Annotated in this window: 16 protein-coding genes and 1 pseudogene; 5 read left to right on the top strand and 12 right to left on the bottom strand. The window is 33.9% G+C overall.

Features of this window, described 5'->3' with window-relative positions; all coding sequences use genetic code 11:
* Positions 1–3 precede the first annotated feature (3 nt).
* Both prpD and mmgD read right to left on the bottom strand, forming a co-directional pair.
* Positions 4–1,440, bottom strand: coding sequence for a 2-methylcitrate dehydratase (gene prpD, locus BCER98_RS08945; protein ID WP_012094216.1), 1,437 nt, complete (start codon positions 1,438–1,440; stop codon positions 4–6).
* A 99-nt stretch (positions 1,441–1,539) separates the two neighbouring features.
* A complete protein-coding gene (mmgD, locus tag BCER98_RS08940) occupies positions 1,540–2,658 on the bottom strand; it encodes a citrate synthase (RefSeq protein ID WP_012094215.1) in 1,119 nt (372 codons plus the stop codon).
* A gap of 499 nt (positions 2,659–3,157) precedes the next feature.
* Here mmgD and BCER98_RS22970 point away from each other — a divergent pair, with 499 nt between their 5' ends.
* Positions 3,158–3,424, top strand: a complete 267-nt coding sequence (locus BCER98_RS22970; protein ID WP_012094214.1) for a hypothetical protein — start codon at positions 3,158–3,160, stop codon at positions 3,422–3,424.
* Positions 3,425–3,688: 264 nt separating this feature from the next.
* Here the strand turns inward: BCER98_RS22970 and BCER98_RS08930 are convergent, their stop codons facing one another.
* The 3 genes from BCER98_RS08930 to BCER98_RS08920 form a co-directional block, all read right to left on the bottom strand.
* Positions 3,689–6,199, bottom strand: coding sequence for a transglycosylase domain-containing protein (locus BCER98_RS08930; RefSeq protein WP_012094213.1), 2,511 nt, complete (start codon positions 6,197–6,199; stop codon positions 3,689–3,691).
* Positions 6,200–7,014: 815 nt separating this feature from the next.
* Complete coding sequence (locus BCER98_RS08925) at positions 7,015–7,827, bottom strand: GH25 family lysozyme (RefSeq protein ID WP_012094212.1); 813 nt, start codon at positions 7,825–7,827, stop codon at positions 7,015–7,017.
* A gap of 400 nt (positions 7,828–8,227) precedes the next feature.
* Entirely contained in the window at positions 8,228–8,560 is a 333-nt protein-coding gene (locus BCER98_RS08920; RefSeq protein ID WP_041809706.1) for a hypothetical protein, read from the bottom strand.
* A 230-nt stretch (positions 8,561–8,790) separates the two neighbouring features.
* Between BCER98_RS08920 and BCER98_RS08915 the strand changes: the two genes are divergently transcribed.
* Positions 8,791–9,006: a spore germination protein gene (locus tag BCER98_RS08915; protein WP_012094210.1), complete on the top strand. Its 216-nt coding sequence runs from the start codon at positions 8,791–8,793 to the stop codon at positions 9,004–9,006.
* Between the two features lie 107 nt (positions 9,007–9,113).
* On the opposite strand, the pseudogene BCER98_RS08910 reads toward BCER98_RS08915, so the two are convergent.
* Positions 9,114–10,988: pseudogene (locus BCER98_RS08910) on the bottom strand (S8 family peptidase).
* 1,650 nt (positions 10,989–12,638) lie between these two features.
* Between BCER98_RS08910 and BCER98_RS08905 the strand changes: the two are divergent.
* Both BCER98_RS08905 and BCER98_RS08900 read left to right on the top strand, forming a co-directional pair.
* Complete coding sequence (locus BCER98_RS08905) at positions 12,639–13,400, top strand: YqcI/YcgG family protein (RefSeq protein ID WP_041809703.1); 762 nt, start codon at positions 12,639–12,641, stop codon at positions 13,398–13,400.
* 194 nt (positions 13,401–13,594) lie between these two features.
* The gene (locus BCER98_RS08900; RefSeq protein WP_012094208.1) at positions 13,595–14,221 is read left to right on the top strand and encodes a LysE family transporter; all 627 of its coding nucleotides are present in this window, start codon (positions 13,595–13,597) and stop codon (positions 14,219–14,221) included.
* 204 nt (positions 14,222–14,425) lie between these two features.
* Here BCER98_RS08900 and BCER98_RS22465 read toward each other — a convergent pair whose 3' ends face one another.
* The 5 genes from BCER98_RS22465 to BCER98_RS08880 all read right to left on the bottom strand — a co-directional run bounded on the left by BCER98_RS22465 (position 14,426) and on the right by BCER98_RS08880 (position 18,531).
* The gene (locus tag BCER98_RS22465) at positions 14,426–14,578 is read right to left on the bottom strand and encodes a hypothetical protein (RefSeq protein ID WP_012094207.1); all 153 of its coding nucleotides are present in this window, start codon (positions 14,576–14,578) and stop codon (positions 14,426–14,428) included.
* A 267-nt stretch (positions 14,579–14,845) separates the two neighbouring features.
* Positions 14,846–15,643 (bottom strand): alpha/beta fold hydrolase, encoded by a 798-nt coding sequence (locus tag BCER98_RS08895; RefSeq protein WP_012094205.1) that lies wholly within the window; start codon positions 15,641–15,643, stop codon positions 14,846–14,848.
* Positions 15,644–15,723: 80 nt separating this feature from the next.
* Complete coding sequence (locus tag BCER98_RS08890) at positions 15,724–16,254, bottom strand: undecaprenyl-diphosphatase (protein WP_012094204.1); 531 nt, start codon at positions 16,252–16,254, stop codon at positions 15,724–15,726.
* 318 nt (positions 16,255–16,572) lie between these two features.
* The gene (locus tag BCER98_RS08885) at positions 16,573–17,256 is read right to left on the bottom strand and encodes a YetF domain-containing protein (RefSeq protein WP_012094203.1); all 684 of its coding nucleotides are present in this window, start codon (positions 17,254–17,256) and stop codon (positions 16,573–16,575) included.
* 126 nt (positions 17,257–17,382) lie between these two features.
* Entirely contained in the window at positions 17,383–18,531 is a 1,149-nt protein-coding gene (locus BCER98_RS08880) for an MGDG synthase family glycosyltransferase (protein ID WP_012094202.1), read from the bottom strand.
* A gap of 169 nt (positions 18,532–18,700) precedes the next feature.
* Between BCER98_RS08880 and BCER98_RS08875 the strand changes: the two genes are divergently transcribed.
* Entirely contained in the window at positions 18,701–19,549 is an 849-nt protein-coding gene (locus tag BCER98_RS08875; protein WP_012094200.1) for a metallophosphoesterase, read from the top strand.
* 81 nt (positions 19,550–19,630) lie between these two features.
* Here BCER98_RS08875 and BCER98_RS08870 read toward each other — a convergent pair whose 3' ends face one another.
* Positions 19,631–20,227 (bottom strand): YkoP family protein, encoded by a 597-nt coding sequence (locus tag BCER98_RS08870; protein WP_012094197.1) that lies wholly within the window; start codon positions 20,225–20,227, stop codon positions 19,631–19,633.
* Positions 20,228–20,346 lie beyond the last annotated feature (119 nt).

Below are 20,346 nucleotides of genomic sequence, written 5' to 3'. Positions count from 1 at the left end.
CCCCTATATTAAGAAAAGATCTACAAATTCATTTACATTCATATTTTCTAATTTTTCTTCATTCAAACATACTTCATGTATTTTTTCTTGTTGCTTATTAGAGTAATGACCAGCGATATTGGCAGAAAACTTCTGTATAATCTTTGGAATCGCTTCATCACGACGGAAACGGTGTCCTAGTGGATATTCACATTCAACATTTTCTGTCGCTGTACCATCTTTAAAATGAACTTGTACAGCATTGGCGATTGAGCGCTTGTTCGGATCAAGGTAATCCAAACTATATTGTTTATTTTCTACAACAACCATCTTATTTCGTAATTCATCTACACGAGGATTAGAAGCTGCTTCATCCTCATAATCATCCGCAACGATATCCCCTTTTAATAAGCCAATTGCAGTAATATATTGCAAGCAATGATCGCGATCAGCTGGGTTATTTAATGGTCCTTCTTTATCAATAATGCGAATTGCTGACTCATGTGTCGTAATCGTAATACGATCAATTTCATCTAATCGACCCTTCACTTCTGGATGTAATTTCACTGCACATTCAGCTGCAGTTTGCGCATGGAATTCTGCTGGATAGGATACTTTAAATAATACATTTTCCATGACATAAGAATCTAACGATCTTGCTAGTTTTAACTCTTGTTTATTAAATAGTACATCTTGGAATCCCCATCCTGGTGCAGATAATGCTGTTGGATATCCCATCTCTCCTTTTAATGCAGTAAGAGCAAGGTGAACACCGCGACTCGTTGCATCCCCAGCTGCCCAAGACTTACGAGAACCTGTATTTGGAGCGTGACGATATGTACGAAGGCTAGAATTATCAATCCATGCGTGAGAAAGTGCGTTAAAGATTTCCTCGCGTGTACCACCAAGCATTTTCGTAACAACGGCCGTTGTTGCCACTTTTACATATAAGACATGATCTAGACCGACGCGATTTAAGCTATTTTCTAATGCAAGGACACCTTGAATCTCATGAGCTTTAATCATCATTTCCAGTATATCTTTTACTTTTAAAGGTTCTTTTCCTTCCGAAATGCGAACGCGACTCATATAATCTGCAACAGCTAAAATGCCTCCTAAATTATCTGATGGATGTCCCCATTCTGCCGCAAGCCATGTATCGTTATAATCTAACCACCGAATCATGCATCCAATATTAAATGCACCTTTTACTGGATCTAATACATAAGATGTCCCTGGTACACGTGTACCATTTGGTACAATCGTTCCTGGTACAACCGGTCCAAGTAATTTCGTACACTCTGGATATTGTAATGCTAAGATACCGCATCCAAGTGTATCAAGTAGCACATAACGTGCGGTGCTGAATGCTTCTACACTTGTTACCTCTTTATTTAATACATAGTCCGTAATCTCTTCTAAAATTGCATCTTTTTGTTTAATTTCATTTGTTTTAATCATGCTATCCTTCCCTTTCTGTCGAAATTTCGTTATTATTAAGGATGGGTGTCGGTCAAACACCCATCTGGCGGGCGACCTTAACAACTCCCCAGTTGTTTTTTATTTGCTAAGCACATGTCGCTCGCCAATATAATTTACACGCGGACGGAACAATCGATTATTTGCATGCTGTTCAATTACGTGTGCACATAATCCCACCGTTCTTGAACTGAAAAAAATCGGCGTATAGAGTTGAATCGGAATACCGAGCATCCAATACACTGGAGCTGCATAATAATCCAGGTTTGGATAAATTCCTTTTTCCTTCTCCATAATTGTCTCTCCAGCTTCACACATTTCGTATAATGTATAATCCCCTTTTACATCACATAATTGTTTTAAAGCCTCTTTCATCATAAGCGCTCTTGGGTCCATCTTTTTCATATAGACGCGATGTCCAAATCCCATAATTTTTTCTTTGTTATACAATTTCTTTTGGAGTAATTCTTCAAACTTCTCAACAGTACCTGCCTCTAACAACATGTACATAACAGCTTCATTCGCACCGCCATGTAAGCTTCCTTTTAAAGATGCCACAGCACCCGTTAAAGCTCCATATAAATCCGACTGCGTTGATGCGATGACACGAGCTGTGAATGTAGAATTCGGCATTTCGTGCTCACTATATAAAACTAAAGAGCGGTCAAATATCTTTTCTTCAAGTTCCGTCGGCTTCTTACCTGTTAACATATAAAAGAAATTCGCACTATATGACAATTCTTTCAATGGCTGGATAGGCTCTTTATCATTTAAAATATGATAACTATTTGCCACAATATTTGGTACTTTGCTTAATAATTTGTACCCGCGGCTTTTATTTACTTCCAATGAACGATTTTCAATATCATGATCATAACCAGCTAATGCTGATACCCCTGTACGTAATCCATCCATTGGATGCGTTTCTTTTGGTAATGCTTTTAATACATGAAATACACCATCTGGGATTTCATATTCTTCTTTTAAATTCTTTTCAAGCACCTGTTTTTCATCTGCACTTGGTAAATGTTCTTCCAATAAAAGGTGCACAATATCTAAATATTCTTTTGTCTTTGATAGTTCAATTAAGTCGTATCCTTGAATTACGATTTCACCTTTTACTGTGTCAAGAAACGATATTTTTGTCTCGGCTGCAACTACACCGTCTAATCCCGGGGAAAATTTTTCTTCAGCTCTCATTACTATTTCCTCCAATCCTAATAGATCCTCGTGCACATAATTGTAAGCCTTTACAACGATAGAGAACTATATTTCCATTCCAATGTATCAGAGTTTTTAGAAGATTTCAATTTATTTTATAACGATAAGTTTCCTGCACCTTTTCTGATGTAACACTATTGTTTTTTAAAAATAATATTTACGCTTTTTACAACAAAATATGAAATGATGCTATTTTATGTTGAAGCTAAATATATAATTTTTTAACAAAATCAGACATAACACATTAACTTGAAATAAGCACAAAAAAAACGAGTGATACAAATATGTAACTCGTTTTAAAATGTGTCTATGTTATTAAGGTTCAAATACAATTTTTATATAAATTTTTTTTATTTTTAATAAAGTTATTATTTTCTCTCATTCGTCATCATGACTTTAATAGTTTTTACTCTTCATGCACCTTTCTTATTCATATAAGAATATACTGTTATATCCTACAATTTAGGAGTGATCACTTATGTACACCTTTCCCGCAAGAATTACAGTAGCAGCTCCCATGTCCCCTTCTACACATGTCGCATCAATACATGCCGGCACTTCTGATGTTGGCGTAGCCCTTCCTACCACATGGCAGCATTATCAATCTCCTTGGGGAGCAACTCCTTCTTTTTGGCAGCATAACAATCATTCAACTAGTAGTTCAGGTTATCATTATCCGTTTCAAATTTTCTATCATTTCCCCTCTATATATTTCCAAAATTTTTATGGAACATTCAATATATGATGATTTAGATAAGGCTATACTCTATTTTCTAATCATTATGTTTAAAAATTAAAATTCAACATAAAAAACCCCTATCATGCGAATTGAACTGGATCACTGATGTGAGACAGGAATAAAACACCTCCAACTGGTCGTTATATCTACATACGACAGTGGAGGTATTTGGTCCTTGTCTCACTTTATTGGGCCACTTTAAATTTATATCGCAATTATAGGGGTTTTTTATTCATTATGACATGCTGCAATCTTTAAGAAAGTTTACACTCACTGCCCACCATTTGAGCTAGTTGTCGTTTCTCCTTGACTTCCACCACTACTTGATGGTGTATTCTCTTGACTATTTCCATTTCCGCTATTTGGCGGCGTTTGATTTCCTTGATTATTTCCGTTTCCGCTATTTGGCGGCGTTTGATTTCCTTGATTGTTTCCATTTCCGCTATTTGGCGGCGTTTGATTTCCTTGATTATTTCCGTTTCCGCTATTTGGCGGCGTTTGATTTCCTTGATTATTTCCGCTTCCACTGTTTGGTGGCGTTTGATTTCCTTGATTATTTCCGTTTTGCTTATTAGCGTCATCTTCTTGTTTTTGTTCATTTTTCTTATTCTCTTCATTTTGTTGTTCTTGCTGTTTTTTCTCTTCTTCTAACTTCTGTTGCTCTTGTTGCTTTTTCTCTTCCTCTAGTTTCTGCTGCTCTTGCTGTTTCTCTTGATCATCGTTTTGCTTTTGATCATTTGAGCTTGACTTGCTCGGATTTGGAGAAGAATCAGATTTTGCACCTTTTACTCGCAATTCACTGCCCTCTTGAATAACGCTGCTCGGCTTTTTAAATTTCGCCTTACTGGAGCCAAATTCACTCATCATTTCTTTAAAAATAAGCTGAGCAATCTTTGTATTCTTACTGCTAATATAATTTTCTTTGCTATTTTGCATATAGCCAGTCCATACTGCCATTGTATATTCTGGGGTATAACCAGCAAACCAACTGTCACGTGCAGCACTTGATGGTAAATGATATTTTGCTACGTCTTCAGCTGAATAATTTGTTGTTCCCGTCTTACCTGCAACATCTAAAGAACTTACATTTGCTGCTGTACCTGTACCTGATTGAACAACTGAACGTAACATATCGGTAATCATATATGCAGTATAATCTTCCATAACCGTTTTTGCTTTTGGTTCAAAACTTTTCGATTTTCCGTCTGGATAAACAACTTCTTTTACAAAGTGTGGTTTTATATATTTCCCACCATTACCGAATGCGGCGTATGCTCCAGCTAATTCTGTTGGTGAGGCTTCGTTACTACCAATCGCCGTTGATTCTACTGCCGCTTTATTAAATGGAATTCCTAAACTTTCTGCAAACCCTTGTGCTTTTCGTAAACCAACTTCCTTCGCTGTTTTAATCGCTGGTATGTTTCGAGATAGTTTCAATGCATCACGCATTGTCATCAAACCTTTATAAGATCGATCCGCATTTTGCACTTGTTGGCCTGTTGAATACTTATATGGCGAGTCATCTACTTGATGATATGTTGGCCATTTTAAATATTCTATTGCTGGACCGTAATCAAAAATAGGTTTCATAGTTGAACCTACAGAGCGATCTAATTCAATAGCCATATTCTTCCCTTTAAATGTAGCTTTATTTTCACCGCGACCACTGCCTATAGCACGAATTTCTCCTGTTTTTGTATCCATAAACGTGAACGCACTTTGGAATTGATCATTTGGATAAGCAATAATATTTTCATTTAACAATTTGTCTGCAAAATCTTGTGCCTTCGGATCTAACGTTGTATAAATAGATAAACCATCTGAGCCAATATTTGCATCTGGCAATTCTTGTTCTACTTCTTTTACTACTGCATCTATAAATGCAGGATACGGCATTTCTGCAATTTGTTTAGCTGGACGTAGTCCTTTTGTTACTGGCACTTTTGCTGCTTCTTCCATTTGCTCTTTAGAAATGTAACCATGTCGATTCATAAGACGAAGCACAACATTTCTTCTCTCTGTTGCCCTCTCCACATTTTGTGGTTTTGTTGGGTCATAATTGTTCGGTGCTTTTGGTAACCCTGCAAGCATTGCCACTTCTGGTAATGTTAATTCTTTCAATTCCTTACCATAATAATTTTCTGCTGCTGTTGCGATGCCGTATGAACGATTTCCTAGGTTAATTTTGTTTAAATACATCTCTAAAATTTCATGTTTGGAATATTGCTGTTCTAACTTATATGCTAAATATATCTCTTGCGCTTTCCGCTTCGGTGTTTTATCCATAGATAAAAAATAATTCTTAATTACTTGTTGCGTAATCGTACTTCCACCTTGCGAACCATAATCTCCCTTTAAGCTGACTAAAACAGCACGTGCTATCCCTTTAAAGTCAACCCCACTATGTTCATAAAACCGTGCATCTTCCGTAGCCAAAAATGCATTTTCAACTAACTTTGGTATTTGATCGTACGTTACATTTGTTCGTTTTTCTTTTCCGTATTCATATATCAACTTTTTATCTTTATCATAAATTTTTGCTGATAACGGATTAACGAGCTTTGATTTTTCTAATTTAGGGGCATCCTTTATCATAATGAAAAAGGTAGTGACTCCTCCTACAAGCGCTACAATTCCAAATATTAAACAACCAATTAAAAATTTGCGAAAAAACGACGCTTTTTCTTTTCCTTTTTCTGTTCCCTTTCTTTTTTTCACAGCTGGTTGCTTGTTCTTTTGAATTTGTCTTCGCTCTTCTCGAGAACGATAATTTTCTGACATGTTTCTTTCTCCTGCCTTTCAATTCTCTCATTGATTTACTTGAAAACAAAATTCAAACATTGCTTGCATTGATAAAGTGAAACTTTAATCAGTGGGTGCTTCATTCCCCACTGATTATGAGCCCTCACCAATCGGGCTGTTACGGGCAGTTAATCTCCTTGCTTCTCTCTGAATCTTGAGGTGGGAGTCTTACTGCCCTAAAATAGCGGGATAAACATACTATCCTCTTCAAAATAATAATTTTATCAAAAAGCAATCTAAAAGTATAACAAACTCCTATGATAGCTTATACCAATAGCAAAATGCTTTTGGAATTTTTCAATCCCTCTGTTACAATTGTTCATTTTTTGAACATAAAATATAAGAGATTACATTTCAAGTGATTCCAGTAAGCCCCCCGCATAAAATCATATACATTTTTTACATTAATCCAACATCTCCAAATAAAAACATACTCGCAAAGCAAAGGTGACATAAAAATAGCACAACAATATGAACTTCGTGTGAACTTATGAAAAAGCAAGTAGAACAACTAATATTCATACTTAATATATATCATCTATGTATTAGAATGCTACAAAATAGCATTTTTTCTCTATCTGATATTTAAATATATTTAAAGAAGGGAGCTGAACAAACGCGACTTTATATCCAGTAATTCCCCAAAAACTGAGTCGCTGCAGGTTATAATCCATCATCTATGAATTTTTTGACGCTCCAGAAAGCGTTCACAAACAATCTTATCTTCACACGAGAATTTAATATGATTGTGCATAAAAAAGGAGCGTTACGTCTTATAACGCTCTGTTTCTTACTTAAGAAAGGTATTCATAATACCATCCTCTTTCATCTAACCAAGCAGTGAATTTGTCCATTTCTGGATTGCTCATTTTCTCCGTTAATACGTACGGATTACCATTCTTTCCTTCAAAAATAATGGACGCTTTTATATTTCGTTCTACTAAAATGTCAGAAACTTCTTTAATAGCCCCTATACCTAACCCGCCTGTTTTAATTCTTCTTCTTCCATCATCCGCCAATGAAACTCCTCCTCCTACAAACCATGATAAATTTTTATTTCCTATTAAATAATTCAAATCACATTTCCCAATTCCAGGGACATCTCCTGTCTCTGTGTATTGCCATATATCACACTCATATGCAGGCTTATTTCCGCCGTAACGCGGCAACCAAAGGAAGTCTGCCTTCACTCCACTTAGTCCATACTTATTATACATATGGTGACTTACATAGAACCCAACTTTCCACCCCGCTGCTTTACACGTCTGAATAAAGGCTTGTGAAGCAGCAGCCAACTGATCTGGGCCACAACTTTTAAGTGTATCGTCTTCTACATCTAATACGAGGAACTTCGCATTTGGACTTGTTCGAGCCATAAAGTCCTTTGCTTCTACAATGGCATCTTGGACAGAAACAAAACAGCCATACGCATAAGCACCATGAGGTACACCACGCTTCTCTAAATTTGCGACATAATTTTTATACTGCTCATCTGCTGTTCTTGACCCGTATTGTACCCGACATATGGCAAGAGCAATTTGAGGAGCGGCTACATCCCAGTTAATATCACCATTCCATTTAGAAAGATCAACTATATGTTTTTCCATCCTTCTTCTCCTTTCTTAATATTCTATTCAAAATTTTATAGATGGATTGTTCCAATACCTAAGTTTTGTACTACCTTACAACATGTATATAAGTAAAACGACTTGAAATAGGTATGAATCAGTAGGAATTTCTTCATCCCTCTAAACATGAAGATTTTGTATACTTTCTATCATTTTATTTCACTTACTCGTACACATTAAAAATAAAAAAAGAGTAACGCCTTGTTACTCTACACCTACTATTCCTTTTCTCTTATAATCTTTCTCAGTTTTCACATTCATTTATACCGTATCTAACTGTCCATTTTAAAATTTTTGTTCCCAATAAAGCTTGTATGTATATTTGCCGCTACATTTCTCAAAAGAAATCTTTTTTAATATATAACATAAAATCTTCATTTTACATGCTTCTCAGTTTTTCCATTTCATTTTGTATCTTCCGAATTTGATCAAAATGTAATGTAATGGATTCATTAGTATTTCTCTTATGATTTTGCTTCACGAGCAATACACCTGTGTCATAGAAAAATGCTTCTAATCCTTCCCTTATAAAAACTTTCGTAATATGAGCTGTTTTGATGGCGGATAAAATTGCAACTTCATTAGAAAATAATTCGATCTTATTTGGGCAAAATGCTTCTTCTAGCAATGTAACTTTATACGCATGAATAAACGCAATAAGACGACTTGATTTAGGATTTGTTAAATCTACTTTTATAATAACATCATTCATATCATCAGCTCCTTTACGATTGTGTCCCGCATATATCCACTCATTTATTAATTTCATCTTATTCATAGTATAGACAGGATATCTCAAACTGCATGTTCAATCAAGAATTGTGACTTTTTCCCATTAAATTAAATCCTTTAACATTCCTATCGCCTGAATATACTTACGAACATTTCTAAAGAACAAATCATACTATACAATTAATTACTATTTATAAAGCAGGTAAAAAAATGCCTTCAGTCATAGCAGATTTAGTTGTTCAAAATAGTAATGGCTCCTTCAATTCAGGTGATTTTTATAATGTCTCGCCAAAAGAAAATACAAAAGCTGATAGTGGTTCAGGTTCTTCTAATGTGGCGGTTGTCGTTAATACTGTTAATGATGTTCGTGCAAGCAATACGTTTGATTCTGATGTAGCAGATCAAAGTCAATTTGGAACAACTTAACTTTACAATGTATACAAAGAGCTACCTCACATATCTCGCTCTGTGTCACATACATAAAAAACCCCATGAATCATTCATGGGGTTACTTGTTTAAAACCGTATAGAATTTATTTTAAATGTAATGTATACGCGCCATTTCTATTTTCATATTTATAGACATACAAATAATATTTCCCTGGTTTTGCTCTATATGTCCCTTTAATAACGTTGCCATCATTTTGACCATATGCTACATAATTTTGCAAATCAGATTTATGATAAAGAACCCATGTCATTCCAATGTTTTGTTCATTAGATGCAGAAAGTTCTATATTTTGCGGTGAACTCATGTTAAAAGTATATACATCAACTTGATCATGATCGTTCAAAATTCCCTTTATCGGCTTATTCATCTCCAAAACATTTGCTTCTGTTAGTTGATTATTTGGTTCCTGTTCTACGCTCTGTACCATTTGTTGATGCGTAGCGCCCTCTGATTCTAATTTTTCTGGATGAAACCCTAGCTTAGATAAGATTGCTTTCAAGTCAGGTAAAACTCCTATTTTATCTGTAACTGGATTTTGAGACTGTGTTCCAGTACTAGGATTACTTAAAATGTCTCTTAACTCTTCCGGTGTATACGGTTGTCCTAAATGTTCTTTGGCGATGCCTTATAATGATGTAGCTGCCCCTGCAATAATCGGCGAAGCGCTCGATGTTCCGCTAAAGGAAGATGTATACAAGTTAGTTGCCTCTCTACTTGGTTCCGCATGCGTTGTATCTACATGTTCTCCCCATCCGTATGTATCAATTCTGCTTCCATAATTAGAAAACCATAGACGTTTATGTGGAAATGTTGATGAACTTGCTCCTACCATAATAGCACCTGAATCTTTAAAATCCGGACTATTACGATTTAAAACTTGTTTACCATCTCTGTTCCGAAATTGATCAAGATCATTCCCGCCATTGGCCCCTGCCTCGATGATGACAATTCCTTTATTTGTTCCAGCACGAATCGCATCAAATACATCTGGTTGCACTTCTACAGGTAAATATTTATTTCCATATCCATCATAAGAAGACTGTGCCTCTAGTAATAAAACATCGCCAGGTTGTAAATCATTCACAGCGCTCACGATCGCATCAGCTGTATTATAATCACCATTATTGCGTATTTGAGAGATTACTTTCACTTTTGCTTTTGGTGCAATACCTATATTACCAATCTCATTATCTACTGCGGAAACAATTCCTAATACAGAGGTTCCATGACCTACATGCTGATTTATATTTTGACCAGACATCAGTTCAATCTTTTGTTGTACTAAGTCCTCATGATTTAATAACCAGCCATATTCCATATCTACAAAGGTTGTTCCTTTTCCGTCTCCACCTTTAATACTCCATGCATAAGTCGCATTAATTCCATACGGTGCTGCTGCGAGATATCCCTGTTTTCCAAATCTAGGATCGTCATATGGATGAAGGAAAAGATGATTAAGCATTTCAGGTGGTGCTAACTGTTCTTTTTCTTGTACATACGCATCCTCTATAAGAGGAGATTTTTTTAGCTTCTTTAATACACTTTTTTCTTCTATATCATTAGGTACTTGTAACATATAATAGTTTAATAATCTAGCAGATGATTGATCATCATGCCCTGTTGCATTCTTATCGATATTTCGAATCTCATTTGGATTCAAAGATGTGAATAAACGCTGTAATGTAAATGTTGGAAATTCATCAAAAAATTCACCTAATGCTATATCCTTTTTTTCACTTATAATTCGTTTCTCAATTCCATCTTCATAAGGGAATTGATTATCATTTTTCAACTTTATAATCAGTCGCTTTTCATTCACTTTTACTTGTTGATCTGCATAATACTTTTCACTCGCATACACTGTATTTTCAATCTTTCCAAATCCTACTCCCTCTACTCCTGTACAAATTGTAAGTGCAACTGTAGAAAGAAATATTCCTTTTAAAACCGTTCTCATTGTATCCTCTACCTTCTTTTATTTATTGTATATAAATATATTGATGTAAAAATTATAATGAACAACCTATTAAACTACAATCTATTTTTATATGCAATTCTTCATATGCATTTTTTCATTGTATAACAATAAAGTTTAATCTTTTTTTCGCTTTCTTCCAGACATCTCATTTGTTGTGTCACTTCTACACTTTGACTATTTTTTGAAGCATTTTGAATCTACAATACGTACTTTTCACTCATAAAAATATCATAACTAACCCATACTATATAGAAAAAGGATGTATATACGATGAAGATTTTTCTAAAATACACTACGTTATGTATAGGATTCATTATAGGTGGGATACTGGTTCTCTCTTTCTTATTCTTATAAATATACAGCCTTACATCGAACTGCTTGAAGATATATTCAAATACATATTTTCAAAAAGCTGTATAATAATTAAAATTTTGAGCATTATATAAATAAGCTGTAAAACAGCTATAGTCGATTTTGTGAGTACCTAATCTTTTTTCTCCCTTTCCCTGGGGCCAAGCAGCTAGCGATCAACTAGCTGCTTTTCATTTATAAAAATACATTGATACATATGCTAGATACACATCTATAAGAAAAAATAGCCGCTATTTTTGTTCGCAAAATCATAAAATCTATATATTGATTTTTAATGTTAATATGTTAAAATTTTAATGTCCAAACCGCATTATTTTTGCAGTTTTATCCTCTAGAAGTCCTAGCTTGACAATAGCTAGGACTTTCTATATTCAATCTAATAGAAGTTTTCTTCATTCCATATTTTCTAAAGTCCACAGCAGATTAACTAATCATTCTCCTTATTCGCTTCCAATCATACACTGATTTCATATGAGTGATACTAGCCTTTTGCAACAAGCGGATTCTTCTTCAGGTTTACATTTGCGATTGTATTTGCCAGCAAAATTTGCCCCGCATTAACGGGCAGTAAGACTCCCTCCTCATAAGGTAGTTCAATTCAGAAATGAATAAGATTGTTCAAAAGCATAAATCATAACATAGCTCCTTTTACTGGAGTCCTCCTTCTACCTATCTTCCTTACTTTTCTCTAAGTCAATCTCGCTGTCCGTTAACACCGGAAAAAATGATGTAAAGAACCTTATTTCTCGTCCATACAGAATGACAATTTTCTTAAATAAGATGGCTCCTCTTTACAATCTCCTATTGAATTTTATAATATTAAAATGTAATATTATATTGTCTTACTATCTATTTATTAACTCACACACTAACTAGAAAAGGAATCCGAATTGGATTCCTTTTCTATATAACAAATGCTACGTTATGATTTATTAAACATATTTACCAACTATTGATCCATTTTCTCGGCATCATGCTGTTTTTATTTTTAGTGTCAATCATTATACTTATCTCGCTACCCTTACAATCGATAAACGTTATTTCTTCTTTATCCTCCATCACAATCCCTCCTTCTCATTACGCTATAAACATTTTAGTTACAAATGAGAAAAAAGGAACGTTGTACCACTAAATTTCCATGTATCTGTTACATCCTCCAAAGCAATAGTGATCGTGCAAATACTTCTATAGTCAGTCACCTATTTCACCTTCATTAATACCCTATATATTATTGTATTGCATATAGGGGGATAAAACGTGATGATACTTTATGATAAAGAGATGTTACAAGAAAATCGTGCTAATGTCCCGAAGTGGCAGCAAGACGTATTTCATTCTTTTGTCCTTAAAATGACAAACACACACCAGCCTTTTCCTTGTATTCCTGCACAGAAAGGCTTTTTATTTAATCATTTGCGATATGGATTTATTGGTGATCCTAGAAAAGAGGCTACTAGTAAAGAGCTGGCTCATTTACTAAAAGCATACGTAAAACAATCTAAGGATTTAGGTAATTATACTTCTCTTATTGTTTTTATTGAAACCCCAACAAAAATTCTTACAAAAGCTACAGTGACAGACTATGAAAATTGGTATTGGTCTCTTCTTAACCAAACAAGTAAATTAGATGAAAAAGAATGGCCTGAACATGTTCCAAGCGATCCTATGAAGAACACGTGGGAATTTTGCTTTCATGAAGAACCATATTTTGTTTACTGCGCTACTCCCGCTCATGTTAAAAGACAAAGTAGATATTTCCCATGTATGATGCTTGCCATTACCCCAAGGTGGGTATTACAAGAAATAATGAAATCGAAAAAGCTAAGCGAAAAGCTGAAACAAGCGATTCGAAAACGTTTACACTCTTATGATACAGCTCCAATCCATCCTTCTCTTAAATGGTATGGTGAAAAAGAAAACTATGAATGGCAGCAATATTTTTTACGTGATGATGAAACAATTCCATCAAAATGTCCCTTTTCGAGAGCCATGAAGTATTTAAATAACAATAAGTCATAATGAATCTCATCATATAGGAAGAAAATTTCTGTCGGAAAATTATATGTGAAAGAAGTGAAAAACCAGATTGTATCGTTTGTTTGTGATACAATCTGGTTTTTTTGACATATTATTTAGTTGTACAAACATACATAACCGAATACCAATAAGTATACATAAAATTCAGCAATCCGAGATGGAAGGAGCTTGTCTGTATGAGTATCTTTTTAAGTTATATCTTTTTAGGTTTATCCTTATCAGCTCCAATTGGGCCTATTAATGCCGCACAAATGGACAAAGGGATTAAATATGGATTTTTTCATTCTTGGGTGCTAGGAATTGGCGCCTTAATCGCAGATCTTATTTATATGATGCTTATCTATTTTGGAGTTGTCCACTTTCTTCAGACCGATATCGTAAAACTATTTTTATGGTCTTTCGGAACTTTTGTTTTATTCTATACAGGAATAGAAAGTTTAAAATCCGCCAATGAAATTACAATTACGAATCATAAAAGCAAAGAATCCATTATAAAAACTTTTTTCTCTGGTTTCTTCATGTCTTTATCCAATCCAATCAGCATCTTATTTTGGATTGGTATATTTGGCTCCATATTAGCAAAAACCGCTTCTTCATACGACAACGATCATCTGCTTCTTTATAGCCTAGGCATTATTTTAGGAATTTTTTTATGGGATATTACTATGGCCGCTGTATCCAGCTCTTTTCGTAATATACTGAACTTACGTGTTTTATCCTTACTAACAATTTTATCGGGTTTATCGCTAATTGGATACGGAATATACTTTGGCTTTCAAGTATATCAAATCATTTTTCATTGACCCTAGCTCCTTAAACAAAGAAAAGGCAACGATATATAGAAATGCGCAAGTATTATGTATGACAAACCTAGCCATATATCTGGAAATCTTAGGCTCATTATCCATCTTGGCAATAAAGTGAAGCTTTAATTAGTGGGGATTTTCTTCCTCCCCCACTGATTATCACCTCATGCCCTAAAAAAATGTGGGATAAACGCACGCTCCTTACTTCTCATCAAAGCGTTCTTTATCATTATCTAAATATGTATGAGCTAGCTTTTCAATCACATCTATAACATCATACGCCTTCATTTCGTGCTTTGCTACCAATTCACTACCTACAGAAATTTCAATTTTAAACACTTCTTCATGCTTCATTTATGTTACTCCTTACAGAAGTTTTTTGATACACCTTTTCATATAAGTCTAGTCTCCCCTGTCCTTTTTCTCTTTATTCCATTTATATATGAATTGTAAAAGCATATCCATATATACGAATGAATAACAAAAACATATTAAGATTAGTATCAGAGACCACGGCTATGGTCTCTGATACTATTTTTTATAGTAGAAGTGAAGAATAAATCGGGGCAGCTCCTTAACGCAAATATACATTCTTCTCTGACATACTTTCCATACTATAATTTAAGAAAGCACCTTTTCTTCAAGAGCTTCTGTGTGGGTATAAATAAAATTCCCAATCATTTGATTCAACTCTGTAGCTGCTTTTGTCGGGATTTGATGCTTTGTATGATGAATAAATCTCAGTTCATTATACGGTAACTTTTCATGTAATACATTCGCATGACTATAAAATGTTTTATCTTTTTCTCCGTAAACTAATAACACCGGTAGATAAATATTCTGAAGCTGGTGGGTACAATTGTAATGCAAGCTATAACGATAATATTCCTCAATATTTTTCGCATTACCATTTCGAGATTCTCGAAACAATTTTTTAAACAATGTCACTTTATTAGAATTTCCCCACGAAATAGCAAATGCTAAAAATGAAATGGCTTTTATCTTTGCTAATGTTACACCAAGAGAGATTTTATTTTTTAAATATCCTTGACGTACCTCTGACATTCCGCCTATTAGTATGCCTCCTAAGGACCTTTCTGCATAAGTTAACAAGAACTCAAGTGCTACAGAGCTCCCTGTTGAATATCCACATATAAAAGCATTTTTTATTTTTAAGTGATCCAATAAAACTTTCATATCTTTTGCAATTAATGAATAGGTTATTGGTTCCTTTGAACGAAGACTTTTCCCATGTCCTCTAATATCAAAAGCGATTACTTTAAAATGTTTAGATAGCTCCTCTATTTGATACTCAAAATTTGAATGCGTCAATATCGGCGGATGAATAAAAAGAATAGGAGTCCCTTTTCCTTTCACTACATAATAAAGACTACTACCGTCTACATCTAACATTGGCATGTATGGGATCACCTCGATTGTTTGTAATTCTCTTATATAAGCGACTTATTTCAATCTACTTCAGTTTTTATCATTCACCTTTATGAAAAGAAATATGTTTCTTTTCTGTACCGTCTATATAAATGTTTTATTCTCTCAACAGCTACACTAATTGAGCTTCCAATGAAGGCACTTCCTATGATATCGAATGGATAATGATGCCCTAACCAAATTCTTGAAAAACCAGTTAAAATGGCTAAAATCCACATGACACCTCCAAATAAACGCTCACGCAGTAAGATAGAAGTCGCTAAGGCAAATGCCACAACTGTATGTTTGCTAGGAAATGAAGAATTCTTTTTAGCTGGAATAAGTAAACGCACAGGATGTACAATGAATGGACGTGGTTTAAAATAAAAAAACTGAATGAAACGATTTACACATAAAGCAGCTCCTACCGATATACCGGCAAACAATATACGTTTTCGGCATCCATTATTTCTAAACCACATGATAAGTAATAAAAGAATGTAAAGAAATCGAGATTTTTGCGAAATAAATACCATAAATGCATCCAAGCTCGAATTACGACCAGCTAATCCATTAATACTTTTAAAGATCCTGTAATTCATTGAGATTCTCCCCTTTTTCTTTCAGATACTATAATGGGTATCATTCCCATCTGAAATAGAAGTATGCGATTTCGCCCACGTTCTTATTCATTGAAATAAAAGAAAAAGACAAGTAAATGCATGACGCAGAGAAGATTTTTGTGATATGCTATGTAGTTCCACATGTGACTCCGCCTTCCCTATCATTACGCTACACGGAGGCCGTTTGAATGAACAACTTTACTTTTCCCATCATAAGAAAGCTACAATGATACTCGGCAATCTCGTTTCATCTATCACTAGAGGATCCAGCTTTCTTGTTTTAGAAATCCGCAATAGTCATTCCATTCTTTGACAGAAAAACCCTTCATCTGTCTTCCATTCTGCATATAATACATCCTGAAACTTTGTAACCCCTCTTTGTTTGATCTGTTTTAAAAGCCAATTTTCATCAAACCCTGCTTCTCTTAAGTTATCCTTAATAACCTCCCCATCACTGATTAATGAAATCGGCATATATACAGCTTTCTGTTTTAAACTTAAATCTTTAATTGTAGGAGATGCATATTGCGGCTTTTTTATGACGCTTATTTTCCCATTTGGTTCTAAAATCAGATACTCTACTTCCCTAACCGAGAAAATATCTTTTTGTTGTCGCAACATTTGTTGTAGCTGGTTCAAGTCTAAGTGATTCGCACTTAACTGCTCTCTGTCAATATGTCCATTTCGTATAAGGATAGAAGGATGCCCTTCAAACATATTTCTTGCCTTTCGCCATTTTTGCGTCAATACTTCTATCGTATAAATTAATATGATCCATATAAATACAGCGTATAAAATAGACCATACCTTCACTTTAGGATCATAAATAGAATTTCCAACAAGTTCACCAAGAACAATCGCAGAAATAAAATCAAAGGGAGTCAGTTGAGAAATCTGCATTTTCCCTAACAACTTAGTAGCAATTAATAAAACGAAAAAACCGACTATAAGTTCTATGGTAATTTGTCCGATATTCTCCATATGAAATGTCACCTCATAAAATCATTTTATATAAAAAAATATATAATCAAAACGAATTATCCATTTCATAACATACAATGAATAGCACAATCACTTCATTTATTTTCATAAAAGAAGCAGCAAGCTTTATTCGGCCATATCATTATTAATTAATTCTTTTAGAATTTGTGATGGCTCCTTCATCATGAGCTGTTGCTGATAGTTTGTGATACATTCTTGATAACGTTGGAAACGATTTTTATTTTGAAAAAAGGAGCATAATTGCTCCTCAAGAGTTTCTTTTTTACCTGTCACCTTGTTCAGCGGGATGATTACGCCTAACTTTTTTAGCTGTTGCAAATTAATTTCCTCTTGCCCCGGTAATACATGGTATATAAAAATCGGTTTTCTTTTAAATAAACTCTCGCTAATTGTAACTCCTCCAGGCTTTGTAATAATAGCGTCTATTAGATCATAAAGTTTGTTCATTTCTTCTCTACTCGTAATATATGGTAAAGGAATAATATACTCTCGTTGTAATCGTTGAATTTTTTGATATAATTTTTTATTTTTCCCGCATAACACATAAAAATGAATGCTTGTTTCCATTCCTATTTGGTCAATTAATTCTTCCATGGCTCCAACTCCTAAACTTCCACCGGTAATTAAGACTGACAGTGTAGAAGATGGAACGTTTTCTATATGCTCTTTTTGCTTTTTTATTTTTCTATGAATAGGAATTCCTGTAATAAAAATCTGTTCATTATGTATCCCTTTGTTTTGTAAAAACTCGTTCATATAATGGGATGGAACAAAATGAAAATCAATATGTGTAATCCCCCATCCCTGGTGAATAAAGTAATCCGTATATACATTGATAACAGGGATTTTCAGTTCACCTTTTTCTTTTAAATAATTTAATATATATGAAGGCAATGCATGCGTACAAACAATCAAATCAGGTTGTTTTTCTTTTATTAACTTTCTCATGAATGGGACAAACAAAATTTCGTATAACCGATAACGTTTCTGCTCTTCTTCGTTTTTGTAAACAAAATTTTTGTATATCTTGTTGTACAAATTAGGAAGTGTCTTAATCCACTTTAAATAAATGCTAGAAACGAATGCCTCTACTTTCCCATAACTATATGAGAGAATATCAACTTGATCGCATTTTATATGAAGTTGATCGTTCTGTATTCCCTCGATTAATGCATTTGCAACTTGATAATGTCCCGATGGGATTTGTAAAAATGGTAAAAATAAGATCTTTTTTTGCGTTGCATATTGTTCCATACAGCACCTCTTGCCATAACAATTGATGATATATTTTTCGTTCATTTTTTATTATGTAGCACTTTTTCTTTTCTATTCTAGTAGTAATGAATGATGGTTCTTGTTCCATAAATTACATACAAAATGAAAAGATTTTTCATGTATAATTTTTTATAAAAGGAGTGATGAAATGAAAATTTTATTACTATCTATTTTATTTATTGCTCTCTTCTACCTTTTCAAAAAAGCTCATAAAAACACAGCTGATGTTGTTATGAATAGAGTTCAAATCAATCAAAAGTACATTCACGAACAAGATTTAAAATTAAATATTCTACACCTTTCCGATCTGCATCTCGAAAATATTTCTATTTCCCCATCTCAGCTTTATGACAAACTAAAAGATGAATCAATTGATTTCATTGCACTTACGGGAGATTTCCTTGACCGTAAGCGTACTATACCGAAACTTGCTCCCTATTTAGAAGTATTAAATCAATTACACGCGAAGTATGGTATATACGCCGTTTTTGGTAACCATGATTATGTGCTGCACGAAACAGATTTACAAACATTAAAAGAAACACTCGAACAATATAACTGTAAAGTACTGCAAAATGAAAATCATATCATTTATGTTCAAGGTAAACTTATAAATATTATTGGTATTGATGACTTTAGTACGAAACGCAGTGACTTAACAGCCTCGTATAAAGGGATTCAGCAAGGCGTAAATTTAGTATTAACTCATGATCCAAATATCGTTCTTCATATGAAAGAATATCATTTTGACTATTTACTTGCTGGTCATTTCCACGGTGGGCAAATTTGTTATCCAAAGGCCTATCACCTTGTGAAGATGGGGAAACTTGCAAGAATGAATATGATAAAAGGACTTCATACGCAAGATGGGAAACCTTTTTATATTAATGAGGGACTTGGGCAAACAGGAGTAAATATTCGAGTGGGCAGTAGACCAGAAATTACATTGCATCAACTATCAATCTCAACTACAAATAAAGAACTACATGCAGTATAGACAATCAAAGCTGTTAACAGATTTCGTTAACAGCTTCTATCTTTACTCTACAATTAGAATATAGAATTTTATGTTGCTCTACTATCTTCTTTTAGAGACTTCATGTAAGGATTTATAAGGGTATCTTTCCAATAAACTTTCCTTTGACATAAATAAATATTGAGGAGAAGAAGATATATTATTCTTTATCATTTTTATAATCGAATTATTACCAGACAATAAACATATTGGTATAAATGCTATCCATTTAAACCATTTATAAAGAGGATTCGAAATAGAAACAAATTCAAATCCTAATCGATCTGCGCCCCGATTTAACATAGTAATTCCAATTATACCTTTAATTTTATCTGCCTTAGGATGATTTTGAATATATAATGCAAGATCTGGTAAGGACTTTTTGACATATTGATAAATGAACTTTCCTTTTTTAATATTATTTTCAAACGACTTCATTTCATTTAATAAACGAACATTGTGTAAATGAATTTTAATCAAAGTATCATTTTTATTGATTTGTGTACCATCTGAAAGCGTGATATTTTTTCCTTTGTAACGCGTAAGCCTCACGCGCAAAATATTGTCATCACAAGTTCCCTTATGAATATAAGTTAATCGCGTAAATTTGTAATAGATTGGATCAATAAAATTCCAAATCGTTAGTACATAACTTTTCATCTTGTTTTCATTTCCCTTTTTGAAATATTGATAAAACTATTTTGCATATTTTTATGGAAAATATTTAGGAAATCTTAAGATTTTAGAAAAAAAAACGAAGACATTACTATAAGTTGGTA

It is taken from the genome of Bacillus cytotoxicus NVH 391-98 (genome assembly GCF_000017425.1).
GTDB lineage: Bacteria > Bacillota > Bacilli > Bacillales > Bacillaceae_G > Bacillus_A > Bacillus_A cytotoxicus.
The sequence above is the reverse complement of the archived record's forward strand: the minus strand, read 5'-3'. Positions and strand labels throughout refer to the sequence as shown.